Annotated in this window: 27 protein-coding genes; 14 read left to right on the top strand and 13 right to left on the bottom strand. The window is 70.7% G+C overall.

The features are described from left to right. Positions 1 to 59: 59 nt before the first annotated feature. Positions 60 to 1,925: a 2-oxoacid:acceptor oxidoreductase subunit alpha gene (locus AB0E94_RS18800; RefSeq protein WP_360327648.1), complete on the bottom strand. Its 1,866-nt coding sequence runs from the start codon at positions 1,923 to 1,925 to the stop codon at positions 60 to 62. Between the two features lie 172 nt (positions 1,926 to 2,097). On the opposite strand from AB0E94_RS18800, the gene ndhC reads away from it, so the two are divergent. The 5 genes from ndhC to AB0E94_RS18775 all read left to right on the top strand — a co-directional run bounded on the left by ndhC (position 2,098) and on the right by AB0E94_RS18775 (position 4,600). Further along, complete coding sequence (ndhC, locus tag AB0E94_RS18795; protein ID WP_360327645.1) at positions 2,098 to 2,478, top strand: NADH-quinone oxidoreductase subunit A; 381 nt, start codon at positions 2,098 to 2,100, stop codon at positions 2,476 to 2,478. A 113-nt stretch (positions 2,479 to 2,591) separates the two neighbouring features. Then, complete coding sequence (locus AB0E94_RS18790; RefSeq protein WP_360327643.1) at positions 2,592 to 3,050, top strand: DivIVA domain-containing protein; 459 nt, start codon at positions 2,592 to 2,594, stop codon at positions 3,048 to 3,050. Continuing rightward, positions 3,047 to 3,517 carry an SRPBCC family protein gene (locus AB0E94_RS18785; RefSeq protein ID WP_317790004.1) on the top strand — a complete coding sequence of 157 codons (471 nt, stop codon included), beginning with the start codon at positions 3,047 to 3,049 and terminating at the stop codon, positions 3,515 to 3,517. Before AB0E94_RS18790 ends, AB0E94_RS18785 begins: the two co-directional genes overlap by 4 nt. Continuing rightward, the gene (locus AB0E94_RS18780; protein WP_360327640.1) at positions 3,514 to 4,092 is read left to right on the top strand and encodes a DNA-3-methyladenine glycosylase I; all 579 of its coding nucleotides are present in this window, start codon (positions 3,514 to 3,516) and stop codon (positions 4,090 to 4,092) included. The genes AB0E94_RS18785 and AB0E94_RS18780 overlap by 4 nt, the downstream gene beginning before the upstream one ends. Positions 4,093 to 4,096: 4 nt before the next feature. Beyond that, positions 4,097 to 4,600 carry a hypothetical protein gene (locus AB0E94_RS18775; protein ID WP_360327637.1) on the top strand — a complete coding sequence of 168 codons (504 nt, stop codon included), beginning with the start codon at positions 4,097 to 4,099 and terminating at the stop codon, positions 4,598 to 4,600. A 3-nt stretch (positions 4,601 to 4,603) separates the two neighbouring features. Here the strand turns inward: AB0E94_RS18775 and AB0E94_RS18770 are convergent, their stop codons facing one another. Beyond that, on the bottom strand, positions 4,604 to 5,392 hold the full coding sequence (locus AB0E94_RS18770; RefSeq protein WP_360327635.1) for an enoyl-CoA hydratase-related protein: 789 nt from the start codon (positions 5,390 to 5,392) through the stop codon (positions 4,604 to 4,606). Continuing rightward, positions 5,389 to 6,189: a PaaX family transcriptional regulator C-terminal domain-containing protein gene (locus AB0E94_RS18765; protein WP_360327632.1), complete on the bottom strand. Its 801-nt coding sequence runs from the start codon at positions 6,187 to 6,189 to the stop codon at positions 5,389 to 5,391. Before AB0E94_RS18765 ends, AB0E94_RS18770 begins: the two co-directional genes overlap by 4 nt. 274 nt (positions 6,190 to 6,463) lie before the next feature. Between AB0E94_RS18765 and AB0E94_RS18760 the strand changes: the two genes are divergently transcribed. Continuing rightward, positions 6,464 to 6,631, top strand: coding sequence for a DUF3117 domain-containing protein (locus tag AB0E94_RS18760; RefSeq protein ID WP_014447667.1), 168 nt, complete (start codon positions 6,464 to 6,466; stop codon positions 6,629 to 6,631). 77 nt (positions 6,632 to 6,708) lie between these two features. Then, complete coding sequence (locus AB0E94_RS18755) at positions 6,709 to 8,106, top strand: leucyl aminopeptidase family protein (protein ID WP_360327630.1); 1,398 nt, start codon at positions 6,709 to 6,711, stop codon at positions 8,104 to 8,106. Here AB0E94_RS18755 and AB0E94_RS18750 read toward each other — a convergent pair. Continuing rightward, positions 8,071 to 8,679 carry an O-methyltransferase gene (locus AB0E94_RS18750; protein ID WP_360327628.1) on the bottom strand — a complete coding sequence of 203 codons (609 nt, stop codon included), beginning with the start codon at positions 8,677 to 8,679 and terminating at the stop codon, positions 8,071 to 8,073. The genes AB0E94_RS18755 and AB0E94_RS18750 overlap by 36 nt on opposite strands. Before the next feature lie 253 nt (positions 8,680 to 8,932). Here AB0E94_RS18750 and AB0E94_RS18745 point away from each other — a divergent pair, with 253 nt between their 5' ends. Then, a complete protein-coding gene (locus AB0E94_RS18745; RefSeq protein ID WP_360327626.1) occupies positions 8,933 to 10,195 on the top strand; it encodes a trypsin-like peptidase domain-containing protein in 1,263 nt (420 codons plus the stop codon). Positions 10,196 to 10,267: 72 nt separating this feature from the next. Further along, positions 10,268 to 10,684 (top strand): preprotein translocase subunit TatB, encoded by a 417-nt coding sequence (locus tag AB0E94_RS18740; RefSeq protein WP_360327624.1) that lies wholly within the window; start codon positions 10,268 to 10,270, stop codon positions 10,682 to 10,684. Here AB0E94_RS18740 and AB0E94_RS18735 read toward each other — a convergent pair. From AB0E94_RS18735 to AB0E94_RS18725, 3 genes are read right to left on the bottom strand one after another with little or no spacing between them, the layout of a single operon-like run. After that, a complete protein-coding gene (locus AB0E94_RS18735; RefSeq protein ID WP_360327622.1) occupies positions 10,681 to 11,832 on the bottom strand; it encodes an Mrp/NBP35 family ATP-binding protein in 1,152 nt (383 codons plus the stop codon). The genes AB0E94_RS18740 and AB0E94_RS18735 overlap by 4 nt on opposite strands. Before the next feature lie 21 nt (positions 11,833 to 11,853). After that, positions 11,854 to 12,375, bottom strand: coding sequence for a DUF1003 domain-containing protein (locus AB0E94_RS18730; protein ID WP_360327620.1), 522 nt, complete (start codon positions 12,373 to 12,375; stop codon positions 11,854 to 11,856). Then, positions 12,372 to 13,640 (bottom strand): CBS domain-containing protein, encoded by a 1,269-nt coding sequence (locus AB0E94_RS18725; protein ID WP_360327618.1) that lies wholly within the window; start codon positions 13,638 to 13,640, stop codon positions 12,372 to 12,374. The genes AB0E94_RS18730 and AB0E94_RS18725 overlap by 4 nt, the downstream gene beginning before the upstream one ends. A 27-nt stretch (positions 13,641 to 13,667) precedes the next feature. Here AB0E94_RS18725 and AB0E94_RS18720 point away from each other — a divergent pair, with 27 nt between their 5' ends. Then, positions 13,668 to 14,537, top strand: coding sequence for a PhzF family phenazine biosynthesis protein (locus tag AB0E94_RS18720; RefSeq protein WP_360327616.1), 870 nt, complete (start codon positions 13,668 to 13,670; stop codon positions 14,535 to 14,537). A 19-nt stretch (positions 14,538 to 14,556) separates the two neighbouring features. Here the strand turns inward: AB0E94_RS18720 and AB0E94_RS18715 are convergent, their stop codons facing one another. Both AB0E94_RS18715 and AB0E94_RS18710 read right to left on the bottom strand, forming a co-directional pair. Beyond that, positions 14,557 to 15,051, bottom strand: a complete 495-nt coding sequence (locus AB0E94_RS18715) for a hypothetical protein (RefSeq protein ID WP_360327614.1) — start codon at positions 15,049 to 15,051, stop codon at positions 14,557 to 14,559. Positions 15,052 to 15,217: 166 nt separating this feature from the next. Further along, positions 15,218 to 15,916, bottom strand: coding sequence for an HAD family hydrolase (locus tag AB0E94_RS18710; RefSeq protein WP_360327612.1), 699 nt, complete (start codon positions 15,914 to 15,916; stop codon positions 15,218 to 15,220). 134 nt (positions 15,917 to 16,050) lie between these two features. On the opposite strand from AB0E94_RS18710, the gene AB0E94_RS18705 reads away from it, so the two are divergent. The 3 genes from AB0E94_RS18705 (at position 16,051) to AB0E94_RS18695 (ending at position 18,697) form a co-directional block, all read left to right on the top strand. Continuing rightward, a complete protein-coding gene (locus AB0E94_RS18705) occupies positions 16,051 to 16,956 on the top strand; it encodes a DMT family transporter (RefSeq protein WP_360327610.1) in 906 nt (301 codons plus the stop codon). 80 nt (positions 16,957 to 17,036) lie between these two features. Further along, the gene (locus AB0E94_RS18700) at positions 17,037 to 17,657 is read left to right on the top strand and encodes a hypothetical protein (protein ID WP_360327608.1); all 621 of its coding nucleotides are present in this window, start codon (positions 17,037 to 17,039) and stop codon (positions 17,655 to 17,657) included. 101 nt (positions 17,658 to 17,758) lie between these two features. Next, positions 17,759 to 18,697, top strand: coding sequence for an SDR family NAD(P)-dependent oxidoreductase (locus tag AB0E94_RS18695; RefSeq protein WP_360327606.1), 939 nt, complete (start codon positions 17,759 to 17,761; stop codon positions 18,695 to 18,697). Between the two features lie 45 nt (positions 18,698 to 18,742). Here AB0E94_RS18695 and AB0E94_RS18690 read toward each other — a convergent pair whose 3' ends face one another. From AB0E94_RS18690 to trxA, 4 genes are all read right to left on the bottom strand, one after another. Beyond that, the gene (locus tag AB0E94_RS18690; protein WP_360327604.1) at positions 18,743 to 19,318 is read right to left on the bottom strand and encodes a DUF4190 domain-containing protein; all 576 of its coding nucleotides are present in this window, start codon (positions 19,316 to 19,318) and stop codon (positions 18,743 to 18,745) included. Between the two features lie 54 nt (positions 19,319 to 19,372). Beyond that, the gene (locus AB0E94_RS18685) at positions 19,373 to 19,810 is read right to left on the bottom strand and encodes a CoA-binding protein (RefSeq protein WP_360327602.1); all 438 of its coding nucleotides are present in this window, start codon (positions 19,808 to 19,810) and stop codon (positions 19,373 to 19,375) included. Between the two features lie 216 nt (positions 19,811 to 20,026). Continuing rightward, positions 20,027 to 21,949, bottom strand: coding sequence for an intein-containing Rv2578c family radical SAM protein (locus AB0E94_RS18680; protein ID WP_360327600.1), 1,923 nt, complete (start codon positions 21,947 to 21,949; stop codon positions 20,027 to 20,029). 126 nt (positions 21,950 to 22,075) lie between these two features. Next, on the bottom strand, positions 22,076 to 22,537 hold the full coding sequence (trxA, locus tag AB0E94_RS18675) for a thioredoxin (RefSeq protein ID WP_360327598.1): 462 nt from the start codon (positions 22,535 to 22,537) through the stop codon (positions 22,076 to 22,078). Between the two features lie 506 nt (positions 22,538 to 23,043). Here trxA and AB0E94_RS18670 point away from each other — a divergent pair. After that, positions 23,044 to 23,676, top strand: coding sequence for an RNA methyltransferase (locus AB0E94_RS18670; RefSeq protein ID WP_360327596.1), 633 nt, complete (start codon positions 23,044 to 23,046; stop codon positions 23,674 to 23,676). Positions 23,677 to 23,740: the final 64 nt, after the last annotated feature.

Below are 23,740 nucleotides of genomic sequence, written 5' to 3'. Positions count from 1 at the left end.
CGCCGGCTTGCCGGCTCGCTGCCTTCGGGGGGATCACGGGGGGCGGAGCCCCATGTGTGTCAGCCATTCTTGACCACGTCCTCCAGCATGCTCTCCAGCGTCGCGGCGGTGAACGGCAGGCCGCTGATCTGGTTGAACGGAACCGCGTCGACCAGGTACCTCGACCGGATCACGGCGGCCAGCTGACCGAGATTCATCTCCGGGACGACGACCTTGTCGTATCCGGCCAGGACCTCGCCGAGGTTGGCCGGCAGCGGCGACAGGTGCCGCAGGTGCGCCTGCGCGATGGTGAGCCCGCGCTGGCGCAGCGCACGGCAGGCCGCGCCGATCGGCCCGTAGGTCGAACCCCAGCCGAGCACCAGCACACTCGCCGCCTCGGACGGGTCCTCGACATCCACATCCGGCACCGGGATGGCGTCGATGCGGGCCTGCCGGGTGCGGACCATGAACTCGTGGTTCGCCGGGTCGTAGGAGATGTCACCGGTCTTGTCGGCCTTCTCCAGACCTCCGATGCGGTGCTCCAGGCCCGGCGTCCCGGGCACGGCCCATGGCCGCGCCATCGTCTCCGGATCGCGGAGGTACGGCAGGAAGCGCCCGTCCTCGGTGTTGGGCGCCGTGGCGAACGGGACCTGGAGGTCGGGCAGCTCGTCGACGGCCGGCAGCAGCCACGGCTCCGACCCGTTGGCCACGTAGTTGTCGGACAGCAGGATCACCGGGGTGCGGTAGGTCAGCGCGATCCGGGCCGCTTCCAGCGCCGCGTGGAAACAGTCGGACGGCGACTTGGGCGCGATCACCGCGAGCGGGGCCTCACCGTGCCGGCCGAACAGCGCCATGTTGAGGTCGGCCTGCTCGGTCTTGGTCGGCATGCCTGTCGACGGCCCGGCCCGTTGCACGTCGACGACCACCAGCGGCAGTTCCAGGGCGATGGCGAGCGAGATGGTCTCGCCCTTGAGCGCCACGCCGGGGCCGGAGGTGGTGGTGACCCCGAGCGCCCCGCCGTACGCCGCCCCGAGAGCCGCCCCGATCGCCGCGATCTCGTCCTCGGCCTGCATCGTGGTGATGCCGAACCGCTTGTGTTTGGAGAGCTCGTGCAGGATGTCGGAGGCCGGGGTGATCGGGTAGGCGCCGAGGAACACCGGCAGCTTCGACCGGACCGCGGCCGCCACCAGCCCGAGCGCGAGCGCCTGGTTGCCGGTGATGTTGCGGTAGGTGCCGGGCAGCATCTTCGCCGGTTTGATCTCGTAGCGCACCGAGAACGCCTCGGTGGTCTCGCCGTAGTTCCACCCGGCCCGGAACGCCGCCTTGTTCGCCGCGACCAGGTCGGGCCGCTTGGCGAACTTGCGTTCCAGGAACCGCAGCGTCGACTCGTACGGCCGCGAGTACATCCAGCTGAGCAGCCCCAGCGCGAACATGTTCTTGGCCCGCTCGCCGTCCTTCTTCGAGACGCCGCTCTCGGCCAGCGCGCCTAGGGTCAGGGAGGTGAGGGCCACCGGGTGCACCGCGAACTCGTCGAGCGAGCCGTCCTCGAGCGGACTGGCGGCGTAACCGACCTTGGTCAGGTTGCGGCGGGTGAACTCGTCGGTGTTGACGATGATGTCGGCCCCGGCGGGCAGGTCGGCCACGTTCGCCTTGAGCGCGGCCGGGTTCATCGCCACGAGCACGTTCGGCGCGTCGCCGGGGGTCAGGATGTCGTAGTCGGCGAAGTGCACCTGAAAGCTGGAGACCCCGGGCAGGGTCCCGGCTGGTGCGCGGATCTCCGCCGGGAAGTTCGGAAGTGTCGAGATGTCGTTGCCGAGCTGGGCGGTCTCCGACGTGAACCGGTCTCCGGTGAGCTGCATGCCGTCACCGGAGTCGCCGGCGAATCGGATGACCACCCGGTCCAGCTGTTCGACTCGCTTCTCGACTGGCTTCTCGGGAGCGGCCACGATTCAACCTCCATAAGGCGCGGTCGGCTGCGTCACGAGTGTCGATGAGCCAGCCCGCTGATCGTCACTTCCACACTACGTCGCCGCTCCTTACGAAGGGGCCGCGGACCGTTGCCCACAGTAGCTATCAGGCACCACAGCGAGCTAGTGCTCTTCGGTAGGCTGCACGATCGTGGAGGGATATCTGGGCTCGTATGCGGTTCTCGGTCTCGTCCTGGCCGCCGGTGTCCTGCTGTTCGTTGCCGCGTTCGGTGCGAACCGGCTGCTCCGGCCGGGCCGTCCGGCGGAACCGGCGGGCAAGCGGATCTCCTACGAGAGCGGCATCGATCCGGTCGGCGGCGACTGGGCACAGGCGCAGATCCGGTATTACGTCTACGCGTACCTTTATGTGCTTTTCGCGGTAGAGGCGGTTTTTCTCTTCCCGTGGGCGGTGATCTTCGATCGTCCCGGTTTCGGCGGCCTGTCCATCGCGGAGATGGGCATCTTCGTCGCGGTGCTCGCGCTCGGGATCGTCTACGCCTGGCGCAAGAAGATCCTTCGCTGGACCGCCTAGGCGTGCGAAGCACCTGTCTGGGCGGGGCAGCAGTCAGCCCCCGGAGGCGTCGATGCTTTTAGGCGGCGGAGCCGATCGGGCGGCGAAGCCGCCGGTATGTCAACATCGTGCGCATGGGTCAGCTTCTGCTCTTCATCGTCGTGGCTCTGGTCGTCGCGACGATCGTCTTCGGCGTGACCGTGTTGCTGAGCGGGGGCGACCCCGGCCTGACCCCGGTCGAGCCCGACGGTCGTGCGGTCCCGCTGCCCGGTGACCGTCCCCTCGGCGAGGAGGACATCTCCCGGACCAGGTTCGACACGGTCTGGCGGGGCTACCGGATGGCTCAGGTCGACCAGGCCCTCCAGCGGGCGGCGTACGACATCGGCTACAAGGGCGAGCTGATCGGCGTGCTCGAGGCCGAGGTCGCCGCGCTGCGCGAGGGCCGGATCGACGACGCCGACGCGCTGCGCAAGGCCCGCGAAGCGGCGCTCGCCCCGACCGCCGCCGTCCCGCCGGTTCCGGAGCCGCCGGTCATCCCGATGGAGCCGTCCGTCGAGGACGACCAGGTCCAGGAGCCGGTGGAGAAGAGATGAGCAACGACTCGGAGGCGGGCCCAGGTGAGTTCACCGCCACGGTGATCGTCAACGCGCCCGCGCCCAAGGTCTTCTCCGCGTTCATGGACTGGGAGAAACAGTCCGACTGGATCCCGTTCACCCGGGTCCGGGTGGTCGAGGGCGACGGCGGCGAGGGCAGTCTGGTCGAGGCGGTCACCGCGCTCGGTCCGGCCACCCTCCGCGACGAGCTGCGGGTGGTCAAGGTCAACGCACCGTACGAGGTACGCGTCGTGCACTGCGGCAAGGTGCTCAAGGGCCCGGGGGCGATGCGCTGCACCGCGATGTCCGGCGACCGTACCCAGGTGGTCCTGCACGAGTGGTTCCAGCTGCCGGCCGGCGCGGTCGGCAAGATCGCCTGGCCGGTCCTGTGGCCCGGGTCGAAGCTGGGTTTCACCGGCGCTCTCAAGCGGTTCGCCCGCCTCGTCGAGCAGGGCCGCCTCCCGTGACCGACACCGACACCGGCATCGTGATCGGCGCCGACGGCCGTCCCCGCTGCTTCTGGGGCGGCAGCACACCCGACTACGCGCCCTACCACGACGACGAGTGGGGCAAGCCGGTCCGCGGTGACGACGCGTTGTTCGAGCGGCTCACCCTGGAGGCGTTCCAGTCCGGCCTGTCGTGGATCACCATCCTGCGCAAGCGGCCGGCGTTCCGGGCCGCGTTCGCCGGGTTCTCGATCGAGAGAGTCGCCGAGTTCACCGAGGCCGACGCCACCCGCCTGATGGCCGACCCGGGCATCGTCCGCAACCGGATGAAAGTCGACGCGGCACTGAACAACGCCCGGGTGGCGGCCGGGCTGGACCTGACCGCGCTGCTCTGGTCGTTCGCGCCGGCGCGCCGGGATCGGCCGAAGACCCGTGCCGACATCCCGGCGGTCACGCCCGAGTCCACCGCGATGGCCAAGGCGCTCAAGAAACAGGGCTTCAAATTCGTCGGACCCACCACGGCGTACGCGTTGATGCAGGCCACCGGCATGGTCGACGACCACCTGACGGACTGCTGGGTGCCCGTGATGAGATGACACCATGGCTCAGTTCGTGGTGATCATTCCGGAAGGGCAGTGGGCGACCGAACGGTTGTTCCAGCACGACGCGGTGACGGTGCCCGCCGTCGACTCCGCCGAGGTCGGTGACGAGGTGCTGCTGGTCGCCGAGGAGCAGGTCGTGGCCCTGACCCGAGTGGAGAAATCGGACGACGAGCTCGCGTTGTGGTACCTGCGACGCGCCTTCGACGAGGCGATCCCGTTTGAGGGCACGGCCGGTGCCATCGACGAGGAGACCTTCCAGCGGTATGCCCGGCGCCTCGGCCCGCCCGCCGACAAGAAACCGTGGCTGGTCAGCGTGGCGATGCCGATCGAGGCGGCGAACCCGGCGGAGGCGGTGCGCCAGTTCTGGTCGCACGTGCTGGAGCTGGGCCCGGCCGAGCTGCCCACCTACGTCTGGCCGTCCGGTGACGAGCTGGCCATGCAGGCCTTCGTCCTCGGGGCCGAGGCGAACCAGGACCCCGAGGAAGAAGACGAGGACGAGTAATCGTCAGCGGCCCTGGTATTCGGGCTTCTGCTTGTTCAGGAAGGCGTTGACCGCGGCCGAGTGGTCCGCGGTCGCGCCGCAGATCGCCTGGGCCTGCGCCTCGGCCGCCAGGGCGTCGGAGAGCGTGCCGGCGTCACCGATGGACAGCTCCCGTTTGATCGCGCCGTAGGCGATCGTCGGGCCCGCGGCCAGCCGGGCGGCCAGCTCCTGCGCCCGCGGCAGCACCTGCTCGTCGTCCTCCAGCAGCTCGGTGAGCATGCCGATGCGGGACGCCTCGTCCGCCTTCACCGGCCGGGCCAGCAGCAGCAGCTCGACCGCGCGGGCGTGGCCCACGATCCGCGGCAGCGACCAGGAGATGCCGCTGTCGCCGGCCAGGCCCACGTTCGCGAAGGCCATCAGGAAGCTGGTCTTCGGGCCGCCGATCCGGAAGTCGGCGAGCAGCGACAGCGACGCGCCGGCCCCGGCGGCCATCCCGCGGACCGCGGCGATCACCGGTTTCGGCATGCTGGCCAGCCGCTGCGCGATCGGGTTGTAGTGCGCCTGCACCGTGTTCAGATCGGTGGAGCCGGCCGCCAGCAGCGTCGCGTGCTCCTTGAGGTCCTGGCCGCCGCAGAAGTTGCCGCCGGCGCCGGTCAGCACGACCGCCCGGCACGACCTGTCGCTCTCCAGTTGGGCGAGCGTGTCCCGCAGCGCTTCCTTGAGGTCGACGGTGAACGAGTTCATCGCCTCGGGGCGGTTCAGGGTCAGGGTGACGACCGCGTCAGTGCGGTCGACGAGCAGCGCGTCGGTCATACATCCGAGAATCCCACACGTCCACCACGAGTGGCCGATTGCAGGCAACGTTCCACGTGCCGGTCGGCGGCCGGGCGCAGCCGGGTGGCGTGCTTGTCGAAGAAGAGCGCGGCCTTCACCCCCGGCCAGCCCGTCGGCAGCAGCGCCGTGGGGAGCTGCGGGTCCTGGAAGAGGAACGAGCGCCACGCGTGGACCAGCCGGAACCGGGCGGCGTACGCCTCCTCGTCGGTGCTACGTGGAGTGACCGCCTTCATGACCGGGCGCAGCGTCTCGACGAAATCCTCGTACGACTGCCCGATCCGTTTCAGGTCCCAGGCCCGGCTCACGATGTCCGATCCTGACGTGTGGCTGGCGCTGAACCGTTCGTACCCGGCCTCGGCCTCGCTGAGCACCGCCTCGATCTCCTCTGACGCGCGAGGGGCGACCCATACCTGATCGCTGAGCGGTCCGTAGCCCAGATAGGTGAGACGCAGCGCGTCCTGCCGTGCCACCGGCTGGTGGAGCAGGATCATGTCGAAGCGGCCGTCCCATCCGCCGCGACCGGTCCGGTACACCCGGGCGGCGGCCTCGTCCAGCCGGCGGGCGGCCTTGGGGGTGAGCAGATATCCCGGTCCGGAGGCCAGGCGTAGCGGATGCAGCCATCCCTGTCGCACCATTCGCGACACAGCGGTACGGACCGCCGGAGCCGCGATGTCGAGCGGGGCCAGCAGCCTCACGAGGGCCGCGACCGGGGCTCGGGAACCGCGAGCGCGCAGGTAGTCGCCGTACAGGTCGAAGAGTGCGGACCGCGCCTGCATGACCGCACATTGTGACAGCCCGAAAGACGATATGCTAGACGCTGTCACATCCGCCCGGGCTGGGTTTGGGTTCGCCGGTGTTCATCAGGGAAAATGTTTGATCGGCACGGTGGGCTGCAACGCGTGAAGACGTGAAACAGCCTGAGCGGGCCGCCGGTCGGAAACGAGCACCGCGTCACGTGGGGCTGAGCACGTGACGAGGCTGCTGGCATTCCAGGAGCAAGTGGCTGTGGGGCAACCCACCGACCCTGACGTAGGTCTGAGGGGAGACAAGATGGCGGCGATGAAGCCGCGGACGGGCGATGGTCCGCTGGAGGTCACCAAGGAGGGTCGTGGCATCGTCATGCGCGTCCCGCTGGAAGGTGGTGGCCGTCTCGTCGTTGAGATGACTCCGGACGAGGCCAACGCGCTGGGTGACGCGTTGAAGTCGATCGCCGGCTGACGTTTCACGCGAGCCCGCCGGTACGGTACCGCCCGTACCGGCGGGCTTTCCACGTCTTACGGAAAGGTCATCCTCCCGTGTTCGACATCCGATTGACGGACGTGCCAGGCACGTCCACCCGGGTCGTCCCGGTCGGTCCCGAGCTGGACGACGAGATGTCCGCGCTGGTCACCGCGACCGAGGGCGCCGGTGCCCGGGGCCGGATCACGGTGTTCCCGCGCCCGCTGCGGAGCCCGGCCCGGGTGCTGCTCGCCGGGATCGGCGACGGCGCCGAGGCGGACTGGCGTGCCGCCGGCGCCGCCGCGATCCGGGAGACCGCGGACGACGAGGATCTCGAGATCCACCTGCCCGCCGGCACCACCGCCGAGGCGGTGCGCGGCCTGGCCGAGGGTCTGTGGCTGGGCGGGTACCGGTATCGCGACGCGCCCCGGCAACCCCGCACCCGCGAGGTGCGGATCCACGGCACGCCCCACGCGGAGAGCCTCACCCGGGCCCGGGTCGCGGCGCGGGCCGCCTGGCTCGCCCGGGACCTGACCAACACCCCGTCGTCGGTGAAGAACCCGGAGTGGCTCGCCGGCCAGGTCGTCGCCGAGGCCGCGACACGCCCGGGGCTGACCGTGACCGTGCGCGCCGGTGCGGAACTGGCCCGGTTCGGCGGCCTGCTGGCGGTCGGCGGCGGCTCGGTGTCACCGCCCCGCTTCGTCGAGATGTCCTGGAACCCGCCCGGCGCCACCACCCATGTGGTCCTGGTCGGCAAGGGCATCACGTTCGACACCGGCGGCATCTCGATCAAGCCGCGCGACGGCATGAAACTGATGAAGAAGGACATGGGCGGTGCGGCCGCGGTCATCGCCGCGACGCTCGGCGCCGCCGACCTGAATCTTCCGGTACGGGTGACCACACTGACCCCGCTGGCCGAGAACGCGGTGAGTGGCTCCGCCTTCCGCCCCGGTGACGTGATCACCCACTACGACGGCTCGACCAGTGAGAACACGAACTCCGACGCGGAGGGCCGGATCGTGCTGGCCGACGCGCTCGGCTACTCGGCCGACGTGCTGCACCCCGATCTGGTGATCAACCTGGCCACCCTGACCGGGGCCAACTCGGTCGCCCTCGGCAAGCGCACAGCCGCCCTGTTCAGTCCGGACGACGCGCTCGCCGCGGCGCTGGCCACAGCCGGCGCCGAGGCCGGCGAGCAGATGTGGCGGCTCCCGCTCTCCGACGACTACCTGGAGAACCTGCGCAGCGACATCGCCGACCGGGTCAGCGCGCCGGGCGGGCCGGGTTCGGTGATGGCCGCCCTGTTCCTGCGCGACTTCTTCGGTGACGTCCGCTGGGCCCACCTGGACATGTCCGCCCCGAGCTGGGCCGAGGAGCACGACCTGGAGCTGACCAAGGGCGCCACCGGCTGGGGCGCCCGGACGTTGCTCAACTATCTGTCAGCGCTTGACGGCGGTCAGCAGGCCGGCGCCTGACGAGATCACCGCGGGGATCCAGTCCTCGGACTCACGGATCGCCTTCACCGTCGCCCGGACGGTGAGGGTGTCCACGTCACGGGCGGCCGGGTCGCTGATCCGGCCGTTGGCGTGCGCCCCGTTCACGATCAGCACCCCGCCCGGCCGGAGCAGGCGCAGGGCGGCCTCGGTGCAGGCGGCGAACTCGGTGGTGTCGGCGTCCACGAAGATCAGGTCGTAGGCGCCGTCGGAGAGCCGGGGCAGCACGTTCAGGGCACGGCCGCTGATGATCCGGGTACGCGAGGGCGCATACCCCGCCTCCTGGAAGATCCGCCGGGCGATCCGCTGGTGCTCGTGCTCGACGTCGATGGTGGTGAGGACCCCGTCCGGGCGCATGCCGCGCAGCAGCCAGATGCCGCTCACGCCGGTGCCGGTGCCGATCTCGACGACGGCCTTGGCGCGCCCGGCGGCGGCCAGCAGGCTCAGCACGGAGCCGGCCCCCGGGGAGACACAGGGCAGGCCGAGCTCGTGCGCGAGAGCACGCGCGGTCTGCAGGACCGGGTCCTCGGTGGCGAAGGTCTCGGCGAACGGCATTGACTGAGCCGCCGGCTGACCGAATGAACGAGCAGGACCGATGATGACGACCTCCGTACGGGCAATGGATGCCCGCGGCGGAACCGCGCACATCGGATAAGAGAGTAGAGCGATGTTCTCCGGTGATGCACCGCGCCGTCGATGGATAAACAACCCACCTCGGCGCAGGTGCCGACCCGTGGCAAGGTGTGAACCGGTGAATCCGTGTCATCCTGGATGCGCGGAGCCGGGCTAGCGGAGTGGAGGCACCGACGTGACCGACGGCTGGAACTGGAGCCGGCCACCGACGTCCTCTGCGCACCCGGCGCCCGGCGAGCCGCAGCAGCCGTCGCCCTGGTGGTCGGGTGGACAGGCCGATCCGTGGCGTGACCCGTACGCTCCGTCGGCGGTGCTTCTGCCGCCCCCGCCGCCAGGCGGCGGCCCCCCGCTGGAGAGCCCGCCCAACCCCGACGAGCCACGTCGCCCGTTCGGCCCGATTCTGGTGATGTGCCTGGTCACCGCCCTGCTTGCGGGCGGTGTGGGCGGCACGCTCGGCTTTCTCTTCGCGGTCAAGGGCGGTTACGTCCAGGGCGGTCACACCGATCTCGGCGCGTCCGGGCAGAGCGTCCCGGAGTCGGCCCAGCGGGCCCCCGAGTCGAACGGCGGAGTGGTCGAGCGGGTCCAGCCGAGCGTCGTCACGGTCCGGGTCAGCGGGGCGATCGGGTCCGGCTTCGTGGTCTCCACCGAGGGCTACGTGATCACCAACGACCACGTGGTCGAGGGCGCCGACGACACCATGTCGGTCTCTTTCCACGACGGTTCCACGGCCGCCGCCACGCTCGTCGGGCGTGACCCGGAGTCCGACGTCGCAGTGATCAAAGTCGCAAAAGAGGGCCTCATCCCGGTGGCGCTCGGAAACTCCGACGAGATCGCGGTCGGTGACCCGGTGCTCGCTTTCGGTTCACCGCTGGCGCTGGTGAACACCGTGACCCAGGGCATCGTGAGCGCCCTGGACCGGACCATTCAGGCCGGCGAGGAGTCCGGCACCCGGCGCTACTACGCGGCCATCCAGACCGACGCCGCGGTCAACCAGGGCAACTCGGGTGGCCCGCTGGTCGACGGCGCGGGCCGGGTCATCGGCGTCAACTCGGTGATCCGCTCGGTGGGCGGCACCACCGCCGAGGCGGGCAACATCGGTCTCGCCTTCGCCATCCCGATCAACCAGGCCAAGCGGATCGCCGAGGACATCATCGACACCGGCAAGGCCCGGCGCACCGTGATCGGCGCCGAGGTGATGACCGGGGAGTCCGCGGTCGGCGCCCGCCTCCAGTCGGTCCAGCCGGCCGGTCCCGCCGCCGGAGCCGGTCTGAAAGCCGGTGACGTGATCACCAAGCTCGACGGGCACCCGTTGGAGGACGGTGTCGGCCTGATCGCCATGGTGCGGAAATACGCTCCGGGCTCGGTCGTCGCCGTCGAGTACCGGCGTGGCAGCAAGATCACGTCGACGTCGGTGACCCTCGCCGCGGACACCAACTGAGGGGTCCGGGCGGGCTGCGTTCACACAGGGAGCGTGCGTAGTCTTGGCGCGGGAAAGCCTGGGAGGCCGGACGTGTTCGAGAATCTGAACTGGTGGGAGATCGGCGCACTGCTCATGCTCGCGCTGCTGATCTTCGGTGAGCGTCTGCCCAAGGTGCTCGGCGACGGGCTGAAGATGCTTCGCGGGCTGCGCAACATGGCTCAGGGGGCGACCGCCGACCTGAGCCGGGAGCTCGGCACCGACATCCAGCTGGAAGACCTGCACCCGAAGGCGTTCATCCGGAAGCACCTGCTCAGCGAGGAGGACGAGCAGGCGCTGCGCAAGCCCCTGCAGAACCTCTTCGACGACGTGAAGCAGGACCTCAACGGGGTCAAGTCCGAGCTGAACGACGTCGCGTCGGCCGTCGACATCCGCAAAGGCAGCGCGCCGGCCGAGAAAGCCGCTGAGGCTCCCCGACCGGCGCAGCGTTACGACCTCGACGCCACCTAGGGTTTACGGGCGTTGACCATCAGGCCCAGCGGCTTGCCGACCAGGGACTCCCGCCGGACCGCCAGCTTGTCGGCGACACCGTCGAGGGCCTTGGCGGCCGGGGCCTCCGGGTCGGCCAGCACGATCGGGGTGCCGCCGTCGCCGGCCTCACGCACCCGGGTGTCCAGCGGGACCTGACCCAGCAACGGGACCCGGGCACCGATCGTCTTGGACAGCGAGTCGGCCACCGTCTCACCGCCGCCCGCGCCGAAGACCTCCATGCGCGAACCGTCCGGCAGCTCCAGCCACGACATGTTCTCCACCACACCGACCAGGCGCTGATGGGTCTGCAGGGCGATCGCGCCGGCCCGCTCGGCCACCTCGGCCGCGGCCATCTGCGGGGTGGTGACGACCAGGATCTCCGCGTTCGGCAGGAGCTGGGCCAGCGAGATGGCCACGTCACCGGTGCCCGGCGGCAGGTCGAGCAGCAGCACGTCCAGGTCGCCCCAGTAGACGTCGGCGAGGAACTGCTGGAGCGCCCGGTGCAGCATCGGGCCACGCCAGACCACCGCGGCATTGCCTGCGGTGAACATGCCGATCGAGATCACCTTCACGCCGTGCGACTGCGGCGGCATGATCATTTCCTCGACGCGGGTCGGCTTGCCCTCGACACCGAGCATCCGCGGCACCGAGTGGCCGTAGATGTCCGCGTCGATCACGCCGACCGACAGGCCCCGCTTGGCGAGCGCCGCGGCCAGGTTCACGGTGACGCTCGACTTGCCGACGCCGCCCTTGCCGCTGGCCACCGCATACACCCTGGTCCGAGAACCGGGCTGGGCGAAGGGGATGACCGGCTCGGCGGACGCGCCGCCGCCCCGCAGGGTGGTTTGCAGCGCCTTGCGCTGTTCCTCGGTCATCACGCCGAAGTTGATCTCGACCCGGTCGATGCCGGGGATCTTCGTGACGGCGGCGGTGATGTCGTTGTTCAGCTTGTCCCGCAGCGGGCAGCCGGCGACGGTGAGCAGCAGATCGACCTTGACCAGGCCGTCGCTCACGGTGAAGCCCGAGACCATGCCGAGGTCGGTGATCGGGCGGCGGATCTCGGGGTCGTCCACGGTCGCCAGAGCGGCCTGGATGGCGTCCTCGAGCGTGGATGCAGGAGCGGACATGCAGCCCATGCTACGTCGAGGTCAGGTGTGGTCCTCTTCCCAGTCCATACGCGCCCGCTTCTCCCGCCTTAACGCCGCTTCATCCAGCTCGTCGGCCATCCGGGACAGCTCGGAACGGAGGAAATCCCTGGTCGCGACCTCACCGAGGGCGATCCGCAGCGCGGCGATCTCGCGGGCCAGGAACTCGGTGTCGGCCTTCTGCATCGCGGCGCGACGTCGATCCTCTTCCATGATCAGCCGGTCGCGGTCGGCCTGCCGGTTCTGCGCCAGCAGGATCAGCGGCGCGGCGTACGACGCCTGCAACGACAGGACCAGTGTGAGGAACGTGAACGTGTACGGGTCGAACCGCAACTTCTCCGGCGCGAGCGTGTTCCACGCGAACCAGGCGGCGATCACCACCGTCATGTAGACGATGAACTTCGCCGTCCCCATGTACCGCGCGATGCTCTCCGACCAGCGGCCGAACGCCTCCGGATCGAATTTCGGCAACTGCACCCGACCCGGCTCGCGTGGCTGGTCGAGCCGGTCCCTGCGCTCGCTCACGCCGCCCCCTCGTCGTGGGCGTCCCGGTCACGCCAGTCCCGGGGCAGCGAATGGTCCAGCACGTCGTCGACGGTGACCGCACCCAGCAGCCGGTTCGTCGAGTCGACCACGGGCATCGCCACCAGGTCGTACGTTGCCATCCGCCGGGTGATCTCGAGCAGCCCGGTCTCGGTCCGCAGCGGCTCGATCCCGCTGTCCACCAGCCCGCCCACGATCGACGCCGGCGGCTCCCGCAGCAGCCGTTGGAAATGCACCATGCCCAGGTACTTACCCGTCGGCGTGGCAGCCGGCGCACGGGCCACGAAAACCTGCGCGGCGACCACGGGTGACAGTTCCGGGTTGCGGATCCGGGCCAGCGCCTCGGCGACCGTGGTGTCCGGGGTGAGGATCACCGGCTCCGAGGTCATCACACTGCCCGCGGTGCCCGGCCGGTAACTCATCAGCTGCCGCACCGGGGCCGCCTCGTCCGGCTCCATCAGGTCCAGCAGCACCGTCTGCTCCGTCTGCGGCAACTCGGCCAGCAGGTCGGCGGCGTCGTCCGGGTCCATCCGCTCCAGCACGTCCGCGGCGCGCTCCCGGTCCAGGCCGACCAGGATCTCCACCTGGTCGTGCTCGGGCAGCTCCTCCAGCACGTCGGCGAGCCGCCTGTCGTCGAGGGCGGCGGCCACCTCGTTGCGCCGGGCGTCGGGCAGATCCTGGAGCGCGTTCGCCATGTCGGCCGGGCGCATCTGGTCGAGCAGCGCGATCAGGTTCGCGGTGCCCTGCGTGTCGGTGGGCCCGATCAGGCCGCGTACCCGATCGAACTCGGCCTGATAGACGTGCCCCCGCCGGGCCAGCCGGCTGTGCTCCCGGACCGCCACCCGCGTGATGATCCACTCGGTGTTCCGGTTCAGCTCCATGCCGATGTCCAGCACCGTACCGGCGTGATCCGCTCCGTCGCCGTGCTCCGCCACCACCGTCACCCGCCGGTCCAGCAGGTCCTCCAGCACCAGCAGCTCGTTCGGCCGCTTCTCGAACCGCCGCAGGTTCAGCGAACCGGTGCCGAGCACGACCGCCTCCGCGTCCATGCTGGTGACCCGCCCGATCGGCAGGAAGATCCGGCGGCGCAGGTTCATCTCGGCGACCAGCCCGACGACCTGCGGCGGGCGGTTGGTGGTACGCAGCCGGACGACGGCGTCACGAACCCGCCCGACACGGTCGCCGTTCGGGTCGAACACCGGAAGACCGGCGAGGCGAGCCAGGTAAACCCTCGTCCCCATGGTCACGACCCCAGATTAGGTTAGGGTCCGGACATGTCCACCGTGGCGTACGAGATCGTCGACGTGTTCACGGATCGGCCGTTCGCCGGCAATCCGCTGGCTGTGGTGTTCGGCGCGGCCGATCTGGCCACGGTTCAGATGCAGGCGCTGGCACGCGAGTTCAACCTTTCGGAGACGGTGTTCCTGCTCCCGCCGGTGACCGCCGGGGCCACCCACCGGGTCCGGATCTTCACGCCGACCATCGAGTTGCCGTTCGCCGGGCACCCCAGCGTCGGGTCGGCGGTCACCGCGATGCGCCGCGGCCTCCTCCAGCCCGGCGAGGTGGTCCAGGAGTGCGGCGCCGGTCTGCTGCCGATCACCGTGACCGCGGCGGGCTCGGCCACCCTCACCGGGGCCACCCCGACACTCGGCGATCCACTCGACCCGGGGCCGCTGCTCTCGGCGGCGGGCCTGACGGCCGCCGACCTCGACGGGGCTGCTGCCCCACGTACCGCAGGCTGTGGTCTTGATTGGGTCTTTCTTCCGGTACGCCGGGAGGCGCTCGCCCGGGTCCGCGTCAACCCGCGGGCCGCCGAAGAGGCGGGCTGTGCCGATCTGAGCGTGTTCGCGTGGTCCGGTGGCGAGGCCCACGCCCGGGTCTTCTCCTCCACCTGGACCGTCGACGAGGACCCGGCCACCGGATCAGCCGCCCTGGCCCTGGGGGTCTGGCTGGTCGCCGCCGGCCTGCTCCCGCCCGACGGCACCTCGGCCTACCGGATCCACCAGGGCGTGGAGATGAAACGCCCGTCCCGCCTCGACTGCACGGTCACCGCCTCGGCCGGCGCCGCGATCTCGACGACGGTCACCGGCCACGTCCACCCGGTGGCCAAGGGCGAGATGGCAGTCCCCCCATTCATCGGCTGACCCCGAGCCCCGGCTGGGGTCAGCGCTTGGTGACCCGGTGGAGACGGAACGGGCGGCGGGTCTCGACCCGGGCCGGTGTCTCCCGCGGCGGTGCGGCCTGCGAATCAGCCGGCAGCTCCGCGGAACCGGCCGCGGCCTCGGCCACCGGGGTCAGCCGGACCAGCGCGCAGCTGTCGGCCACCCAGCGGGCGACCAGATCGTCGGCGGTGCCGCTGGCGTTGAGACGCTTGCCGGCGAGCTGGGGTGCGATCTCGGTCCACTCCTCGGAGCCCGGGACCAGGCGCGTCACCGTAGCCTCGGACTGCACGATCAGGCCGCCGTGATCGCCGCGCAGCCGGACCGTGGCCCGCTCCGCCTCGGCCAGACCCGGCGCGAACTGCTCACCCGGCCCACTCACCACGACCAGCGAGGTCTCGACCGGCATGCACCAGAGCGCATAGGCCGGCCCGTCCCCGACGGAGATCCAGGCGATGGCCGCCTTCTTGATCGCCTCGTCCAGCACCCCAGAGCTCACCGCGCCATCCTCCCACGAACCCGGCCCGCACTCGGCGCACCAGACCCGCCGGGGCCACGCAGCCCGCCCGGCGGGCGCGCTGGATGCGGGAGGGGGCAGCCGCGTCGCGGGGTGGCCCGGGTGCGCCATGGCTGCGGTCGGGGGCCGATGGCCGTACCGAATCCGGTCATAGCAGGGCGGGAACCGGGTCCAGGAGGGCCAGGACCTCGGTGAGGGAACGCACCGTCCGCCCCGCGAAGTTGGTGTCGGCGTCGAAGACGAGGTGGTTGGCGAGATCAGGAGCGGTCAGCCGGACCGGGGTCATGCCGACCGCGGCGGCCCCGGTGAGTTCGTGGCTGCCGCCGTCGCCGACGTAGAGGCAGTCCTCCGGTTCGACGTCGAGGCGGGCGCACGCGGCCAGGTAGATCTCCGGGTCCGGTTTGCAGACACCCAGCTCGACCGAGTAGATCTGAGCGTCCAGCAGCGGGGCCACGGGGAGACCGGGCAGGAAGGCGGGAAGCTCGTGGGTGCAGTCACTGATGAGCGCGGTGCGCACGCCACGGCTTCGGATGGCGGTCAGGGCGCTGACCGCTTCCGGTCGCAGTTGTGTGTCGGCGCGGAGGGCGTCGACGCGGGCGGGCATCGCGGCGCGGATGGCGCCGGGGCGCGGTCGTCCGCCGGCCTGTTCGATGACCCAGCGCAGGGTGGCCTCCGCGGAGCCGTATCGGCCGCAGGCACGGGCCCGGAAGGTGCGGTCGAGGACGCCGGTGACGGCCTCAGGATCGGCGCCGAGGGACCTGGCGATCGCCGCGTGCTGGGGGCCACGCTGGACAGATCGGGTCAAAGTGCCGAAAAAGTCAAACACGACCGCACGGTACGCGGGCATGTAAATCGTCCTCCAGGACATCGAGGGATGGAAACGGGCGGTAAGCCGTCGGTGACTGTAGCGAGTCCATCACTGTCAGCCAATAGACAGTTACCAAGTGCACTGGTCGGCTCCGCAAGAAGCGATGGCCGGGGATGAATGTGCGCTCATCGGCTCAAGTGGCCGCACCGACCGCGATCGCGTTGACTGTCGCCGTGCTCGCGGTCTCGTCGTCGGCGCCGCTCATCGCGTTCGCGGCCGCCCCGGCGCTGGCGATCGCGTTCTGGCGCAACAGCCTCGCCAGCCTGGTGCTCACCCCGATCGCGCTCGGCCCGCGCCGGGCCGAGGTGAGCCGGGCGGCCCGCGGCCCGGCCGGGCTGTTCTGCGTGCTGGCCGGCATCGCGCTGGCCGCACACTTCGCCACCTGGATGCCGAGCGTGCAGCTGGGTTCGGTGGCCACCGCGACGGCGCTGGTCGCGACCCAGCCGGTGTGGCAGGGCCTGATCGCGGCCGTGCAGGGGCGGCGCCCGTCGACGGCCGGCTGGCTGGGCATCGGGCTGGCCGTGGCCGGCGCGGCCTGGGCCACCGGAGTCGACCTCGGAGTGTCCTCGCAGGCCGTCCTGGCCGACGTGCTGGCGCTGCTCGGGGCCCTCGCCGCGGCGGTGTACACGGCGCTCGGCGAGCGGGCCCGCACCGAGCTGAGCACCACCACGTACACCTGGATCTGCTACGGCACGTGCGCCGTCCTGCTGCTCGGGGTCTGCCTGGCCTTCGGCGTGGAGCTGACCGGCTACGACGGCCGAACCTGGGCGGCGATCCTGGCGCTGGTCGCCGGCGCGCAGCTGCTCGGGCACTCGATGTTCAACTACGCGCTCCAGCGCACCTCGGCGACGACGGTCAGCGTGCTGATCCTGCTGGAGGTGCCGGGTGCGGCGTTTCTCGCCTGGTGGTGGCTGGGCCAGACGCCGCGCGCCGAGTCGCTGCCCGGATTGTTCCTTCTGGTGGCCGGGGTCGCGGTGTTCATTCTCGGACAAGCCTCTTTCAAGCTAATTCGCCGCTGAGGCTCCCGATCCGCCCCGCCGATGACGGAACGTCGGCAGTTGCTGCTCGTTGTCCCGGGCGGGTATTGAAGGGGGATGCCATGCATCGCGAACGAGTGGTCCGGCTGCTGCTCGCCGGAGCGCTCGTCATGACCGCGCCCGGCTGCGCCACCGGCGACGACGCCGACCCGTCGCAGCCGGCCGGCCCGACCGGCGGCTGGCGCACTGCGGGCTGCGAGTTCAATCACCCGCCGCACTTCACGACGCTCGGCACCCGGCGGCTGCCGGCGACGCCGCCGCGGCTCACCGCCGCGATGGAACGGATCGACCGTGGCGGGCGTGAGCGGTTCGCCGACAGCTTCGCGGGCCTCGAGGTCGATCAGGCTGGGGTACGGGCAATCGTGTACCGGGTTCCCTCAGCGGCCTTCGACACCTTCATCAGGAACAGCGCAGAGGACAACTGCGTGGTGGTCCGGGACGCCGCGCACGCCGTGACGGAACTCACCGAGTGGCACGACCGGGTGGTGGCCGACCTGCCCTACTGGTCGGCACAGGGCATTCACATCACCACGGTGGGTAGTCGCCACGATGGGGCGGGTGTCGAGATCGGCACCCTCGATCTGGAGGCGACGCGCCGGGAATTCCGCGCCCGATACGGTGAGGAAGCGCCGTTGGTGCTGGTCGAGGAGGGTCCGGTCCGCCCGCTCAGCACCGGTCGGTGACCCCTTCGGCGTCTTCTCCAGCGGTGTCGGATTGCGGTCGCCGGGAACGCCACAGTGACACGATGTTTGCCCCGGCTTGCCGGAGCAGGCAGGATCGCCGCATGGTCTTCGACGCCCGTTCCACCGGGGGCAGCCCGTCCCGGCGTGACACCACACGTCCCGCCGACGGCCGACCACCCAACTCCGGATCGCCCGGCAACGACGCGGATCGCCCGTCCGGCTCCGACATGCAGGACCTGGTCGAGGCCGAACTGGTCGAGGTCTCCGGCGACGCACCCGTCACGCTCCGCCTGGACGGCAAGGTCGCCCTGGTCACCGGCGCCGGCAGCCCCGACGGGATCGGCTATGCGACGGCCCGCCGCCTGCGTGATCTCGGCGCCCGGGTGGCGATCGTCTCCACCACCCGCCGCATCCACGACCGCGCCTCCGAGCTCGGCGTGACCGGCTTCGTGGCCGATCTCACCGACGAGTCCGAGGTCGGCGCCCTCGCCGACGCCATCTCCGACCAGCTCGGCGACGTCGAGGTGCTGGTCAACAACGCCGGCCTCGCCAGCCGGGCCAGCCCCGAGGTGCTCCGGCCGGTCGCCCAGCTCACCTACGACGAGTGGAAATCGGAGATCGACCGCAACCTGAGCACCGCGTTCCTGTGCAGCCGCGCGTTCTGCGGCGGCATGTCGGAGCGTGGCTGGGGCCGGATCGTGAACCTCGCCGCCACCGCCGGCCCGGTGAACGCGCTGCCCACCGAGGCGGCCTACGCGGCGGCCAAGGCGGGTGTGGTCGGTCTCACCCGGGCGCTGGCGATGGAGCTGGTCGCCGACGGCATCAACGTCAATTGTGTGGCGCCCGGCACGATCTACACGGCCGCGTCCACGGTCACCGAGATCAAGCAGGGTCTCGGCACACCCATCGGCCGGCCCGGGACACCCGACGAGGTGGCCGCCGCGGTGGCGTTCCTCTGCTCGCCGGCCTCGTCGTACATCACCGGGCAGATGCTCGTCGTCGACGGTGGCAACAGCGTTCGTGAGGCCCAGTTCCGCTGATCGGCGGATCGCCAGGGGACCGGTGCAGGCCGGCCCCCTGGCGCCTCAGAACGTGGCGGAGCCGTCGGCGCCCTGGGCGATCGCCCAGATGATCACCACGGCGTAGAAGATGCCCACGACCAGGGCGATGATCGTCAGGATGTAGCCGACCCACAGCCCGGCCGTGGCCAGCCCCTCACCGGCCTCGTGGGTCTGCCTGATCTGCTTCTTCGCGATGTGCCCCAGAACGATGCCGACCGGGGCGCTGATGCAGGTCAGGACACCGGCGATCGAGCACACGAGGGATGCGATGGCCAGCGCGTTGGTGTTCTGCACCGGCCCGTACGGCGAGTACGGCGCCCCGTAGCCGGGCGGCCCGAACGGCGACTTGTCCGGCGGCGGTCCGTAGGCCGGGCCACCGTACGGCGGGGGCGGCGGCGGGAACCCGGATCCGCTGGACGGCGGCGGGTAGCCGGATCCGCTGGACGGCGGCGGGTAGCCGGATCCGCTGGACGGCGGCGGGTACCCGAATCCACTGGGCGGCCCCGGATACGGCGTCGTCGGATCGGGCGGCGGCTGATACGGATCCGCCGGCCGGTAGGGGTCCGGAGACGGCTGATACGGATCCGGTGGATAGGTCATCGAACGTCCTCCTCGAGTCCTCGCACCGTACAGCGGGTGAAGGACTCAGACAGCCTACGAGCGCATGTCACCTGGGATTTCGTCTCCGGACAACCGGGTGAGCCGGCCCACCGCACGCTCCACCGCGAGGCATCGATCCTCGACGTAGTCGAGCCCGGCCGCCACGGCGATCCGGCGTGCTTCGGCCGACACGATGCCGCTCTGCAACCACACCGCGGGCGCCTTGATCGCGACGGCCTGCCGCACCACATCCACCGCGTCACGGGCCGGCCGGAAGACGTTCACCAGGTCGACGGGCTCGTCCAGGTCGGCCAGCGTGGGCACGGCGGGAATGCCGAAGATCTCGTCGACGAACGGGTTGACCGGCCGGATCCGCCACCCGTGCCGCAGGATCTGCAACGGCACGGTGTGCGCGGGTTTGAACGGGTCACGGGACGCTCCGACCACCGCGATGACCTTCGCCTCGGCCAGGATCTGTTGAGCACTCCGCATACATCGACTCTATGCCGCGCCTGATCGGCGACTCTCGCCGCCGACCCGGCCCCGTTCGCGCCCGGCCTGACTCGGGCGCGGCCCTGTTCGCGCCCGGCCTGACTCGCGCCCGGCCTGACTCGGGCCCGGCCTGACTCGCGCCCGGCCTGACTCGGGCCCGGCTTTGTTTGCGCCCGGCCCCACCCCGGCGTCGGCCCCCTCGGCCCTGCTCCCCCCTCAGAGCAGGGTCAACTGGTCGGCGGGGGCCGGCGCCGGGGTGGGCATCTGCCGGGCGGTGGCCGGAGACGGGTTGTGCAGGCCGTGCCGGCGGGCCGCCATCCGCACCCGGGCGCCGATCTCCTCCTGGTAGGCCCGGGGCAGGTAGGAGCCGTTGCCGAACAGCTCCCGATAACGCGGCCGCAACTCCGGGTGCTCCCGGCCGATCCACGACGCATACCACTCGCGGGCGCCCGGCCGCAGGTGCAGCGGGATCGGCGTGACCCCGGTGGCGCCGGCCGCCGCGATCTCCGCCACCGTCCCGTCGATCGACTCCTCGGTGTCGGTGAGGCCGGGCAGGATCGGGGCGAGCAGCACACCGACCTGCAAACCGGCGTCGGTGAGCCGGCGGACCGCCTCCAGACGGCGGCGTGGGCTGGGCGTGCCTGGCTCGACCGAGCGCCAGATCGACTCGTCGACGAAGCCGACCGAGAAGGCCAGCCCGACCCGGGTCACCTCGGCGGCCTGCCGGAGCAGGTCGAGGTCACGCAGGATCAGGGTGCCCTTGGTGAGGATCGAGAACGGGTTGGCGTGGTCGCGCAGCGCCGCCAGGATCTCCGGCATCAACCGGTACCGGCCTTCGGCACGCTGGTAGACGTCCACATTCGTACCCATGGCGATCGGCGCGCCGGACCAGCGGGGATTGCCCAGCTCGCGGCGGATGAGTTCGCCCGCGTTCACCTTCACCACCACGCGGGTGTCGAAGTCGTGCCCGGAATCCATGTCGAGGTAGGTGTGCGTGTTGCGGGCGAAGCAGTTGTGGCTGACCACCCCGTCGGCGATGAAGTCGCCGGTGCCGGTCGAGATGTCGAACAGCGGCAGGGTCAGGCCGAGATCCTCGATGTCGACCACGGCGAGCCGCCGCTCCCGGCGCACCCCGACCCCGGAGGCGTCCAGCGCGCTCATCGAGGCCCCGGTCAGGTGCCGGAAGCGCAGCGCGGCCTCCAGGTGCCGCTCGGTCTCCACCCGGCCGACCATGCCCGGCCGCAGCGGACCCGGGCCCCGGGCGGCCAGCCCGAGATGGGTCAGCGCCTCCGCGATCCGCCGCAGGTAGGCCGCGTCGCCGCAGGCGAAGGTGACGGCGAGCCGGTCGGCCCGGCCCACCGCGCCGAACGCGCCGGCCAGAAAGCCCCGGAACCAGTCGCCGGTGGGCACCTCGGGCCAGCGCACCGCCTCGGTCAGCGAGACGTCGTCGAGGTAACCGTCGGCCCGGACCCAGGCGTCGCTCTCCACCGCCGTCCCGCCGTCGGCGGCGTCCCCCCGGACCAGGCCGCAGACGAACCCGGACTGATAGTCGGGCGACTCCTTGGGCGGGTCGGCGAACCGGCCCACCCCGAACATCAGGTCACCGATCGCCAGGGCCGGCAGGTGCGGCTCGGCCGGGCTGACGTGCCGCCAGCCCCGGTCGGTCAGGAACCTGTGGTCGCCGCTGCCGACCAGCCGGGTGCCGTCGGCCAGCGTGACCCGGAAGGCGGGCTTGCTGGTCTCCCAGTGGTCGAGCACGGTGGTCGGCACGCAACGGCGGTGGGCCCCGGCGCCCATGGTGCCCATCACCGCGTCGCCGGGGCGGATCTGCGCCAGTGGCCGCGTGGAGCCGTCGGCGAGCAGGACCGGCGTGTCCCCGGCCAGGCAGTAGGTGCAGGCGTGGGAACAGCCGCGATAGGGGTTGACGGTCCACTCGAACGGCACCCGCGACTGCCCTGGCACCCGGTTGATCAGGGATTTCGCGCGCACCTCGTAGAAGGTCATGCCCGCGAACCCGGGTGTGTCGAAGGTGCGGACTGTCGCGCCGGGCAACGCCAGCGGCAGGGGTGGGGCCGCCGGCGCCGCCCTGTCCAGGAGCGTGGCGTCACCGGGCCGAGCCGACAGATTGGACCATCGCATGGCGAGTATTCGAACACATGTTCTAGGTCGTGTCCATGACCTTCCTCGAACAGGTGTACACACCGGAGCGTACGCCGAAAGGCCCGCGGATCGAATGATCCACGGGCCTTTGCGTTGTGTATCGGGTCAGCTACGGCCGGCTGCCGCCGCCTCTTCCTTGGCCGGCTCCTCAGCGGCCGCGGGGGCCTTCTCCGGCTCGGCGGCCTCGGCGGTCTCGCCGTGCGCGGCCTTGCGGTGTGCGGCCATCTGCTCGCGCACCTCGTCCATGTCGAGCTCCTGAACCTTCTCGATCAGGCTCTCGAGCGAGGACTCGGGGAGTGCGCCGGGCTGGGCGAAGACCACCACGCCGTCGCGGATCGCCATGATCGTCGGGATCGAGCGGATGTCGAACTTGGCGGCGAGCAACTGCTCGGCCTCGGTGTCGACCTTGCCGAAGGTGATCTCCGGGTGCTTCTCCGAGGAGCGCTCGTAGGTCGGTGCGAAGCGGACGCAGGGCCCGCACCAGCTGGCCCAGAAGTCGACCAGGACGATGCCGTCCTTGTCGGTGACCTCGTCGAAGTTCGCTGTGGTCAGCGTAACCGTCGCCATGATGCCTCCGTCTGCGGGAATCGCTTTCGTCGGGTGAAACTCCGGGTACCCATCAGTCATTCCCGTGCTGAGCGCCGCGACACGTGGCGTGCGGCACGTTCCGGGTTTCACACCCGCAAACGACACGGGCGCCTCATCGTAACGGATAGTAGGCGCTTGGTGTCTGGTTGCTGACACGATCGAGTCGGCGCTTCGATCATTGATCGTATGATCTAGGCGATATGCCCAGGCTACGTGGCGCCAATGGGAGCGATCCCGCGTGTGCGCCGAAATAGTTAACTAACCTAAATGTGAGCTGCCTCACAAACGAAAGTCCTTCACATGGATACGGACGGTGAGGCAAACTCTTTCCCAACAGAGCGTGGGCGGCGGGTGCCGGGGAGGGCCCCGCCGCTCATTGCGTCTCCTGTCGGATCTCTCCGACATTCCCGCTCGTCCATGCGGATTTCGCTGCCGCCGTGATCACCTGCCGGTGGCCTTCGGCCGAATCGGTAGCCTAACGCCCCATGACCACGAGCGAGGACCAATCCACCGAGGTCGGCGTGGGCCCGTGGTCGGGTGAGCGGCCGGCCGGCGACCACTGGGATCCCGAGTTGCTGGAGCTGGGCGACCGGCGCAACGTGGTGGACCGATACCGCTACTGGACGCGTGAGGCCGTGGTCGCCGATCTCGACACCCGCCGGCACGGGTTCCATGTCGCGATCGAGAACTGGCAGCACGACTTCAACATCGGCACCGTGGTGCGCAACGCCAACGCCTTCCTCGCCGCCGAGGTGCACATCGTCGGCCAGCGCCGGTGGAACCGCCGGGGCGCCATGGTCACCGACCGGTACCAGCACGTGCGGCACCACCCGGCGATCGAGGACTTCGTGACCTGGGCGGCCGCCGAGGATCTGCCGATCATCGGGATCGACAACCTCCCGGGCTCGCGCCCGATGGAGACGACGACGCTGCCGCGTCGGTGCGTGCTGCTCTTCGGCCAGGAGGGCCCGGGTCTGTCCGAGCCGGCCCGGCAGGCGTGCGACCAGCTCTTCTCGATCGCCCAGTACGGCTCCACCCGCTCGATCAACGCCGGGGTGGCCAGCGGGATCGCCATGCACGCCTGGATCCGGGCGCACGCCGGGCCGCCGCCGGAGTGACCTGGATCGGCCCGTCTTCGGCCGATTCGCTTGACGCCGCGCCGCCCGACCAGCACGGTATGGA

It is taken from the genome of Actinoplanes sp. NPDC026670 (assembly GCF_040638175.1).
Taxonomy (GTDB): Bacteria; Actinomycetota; Actinomycetes; order Mycobacteriales; family Micromonosporaceae; genus Actinoplanes.
This window is presented reverse-complemented; position numbering and strand designations above follow the sequence as displayed.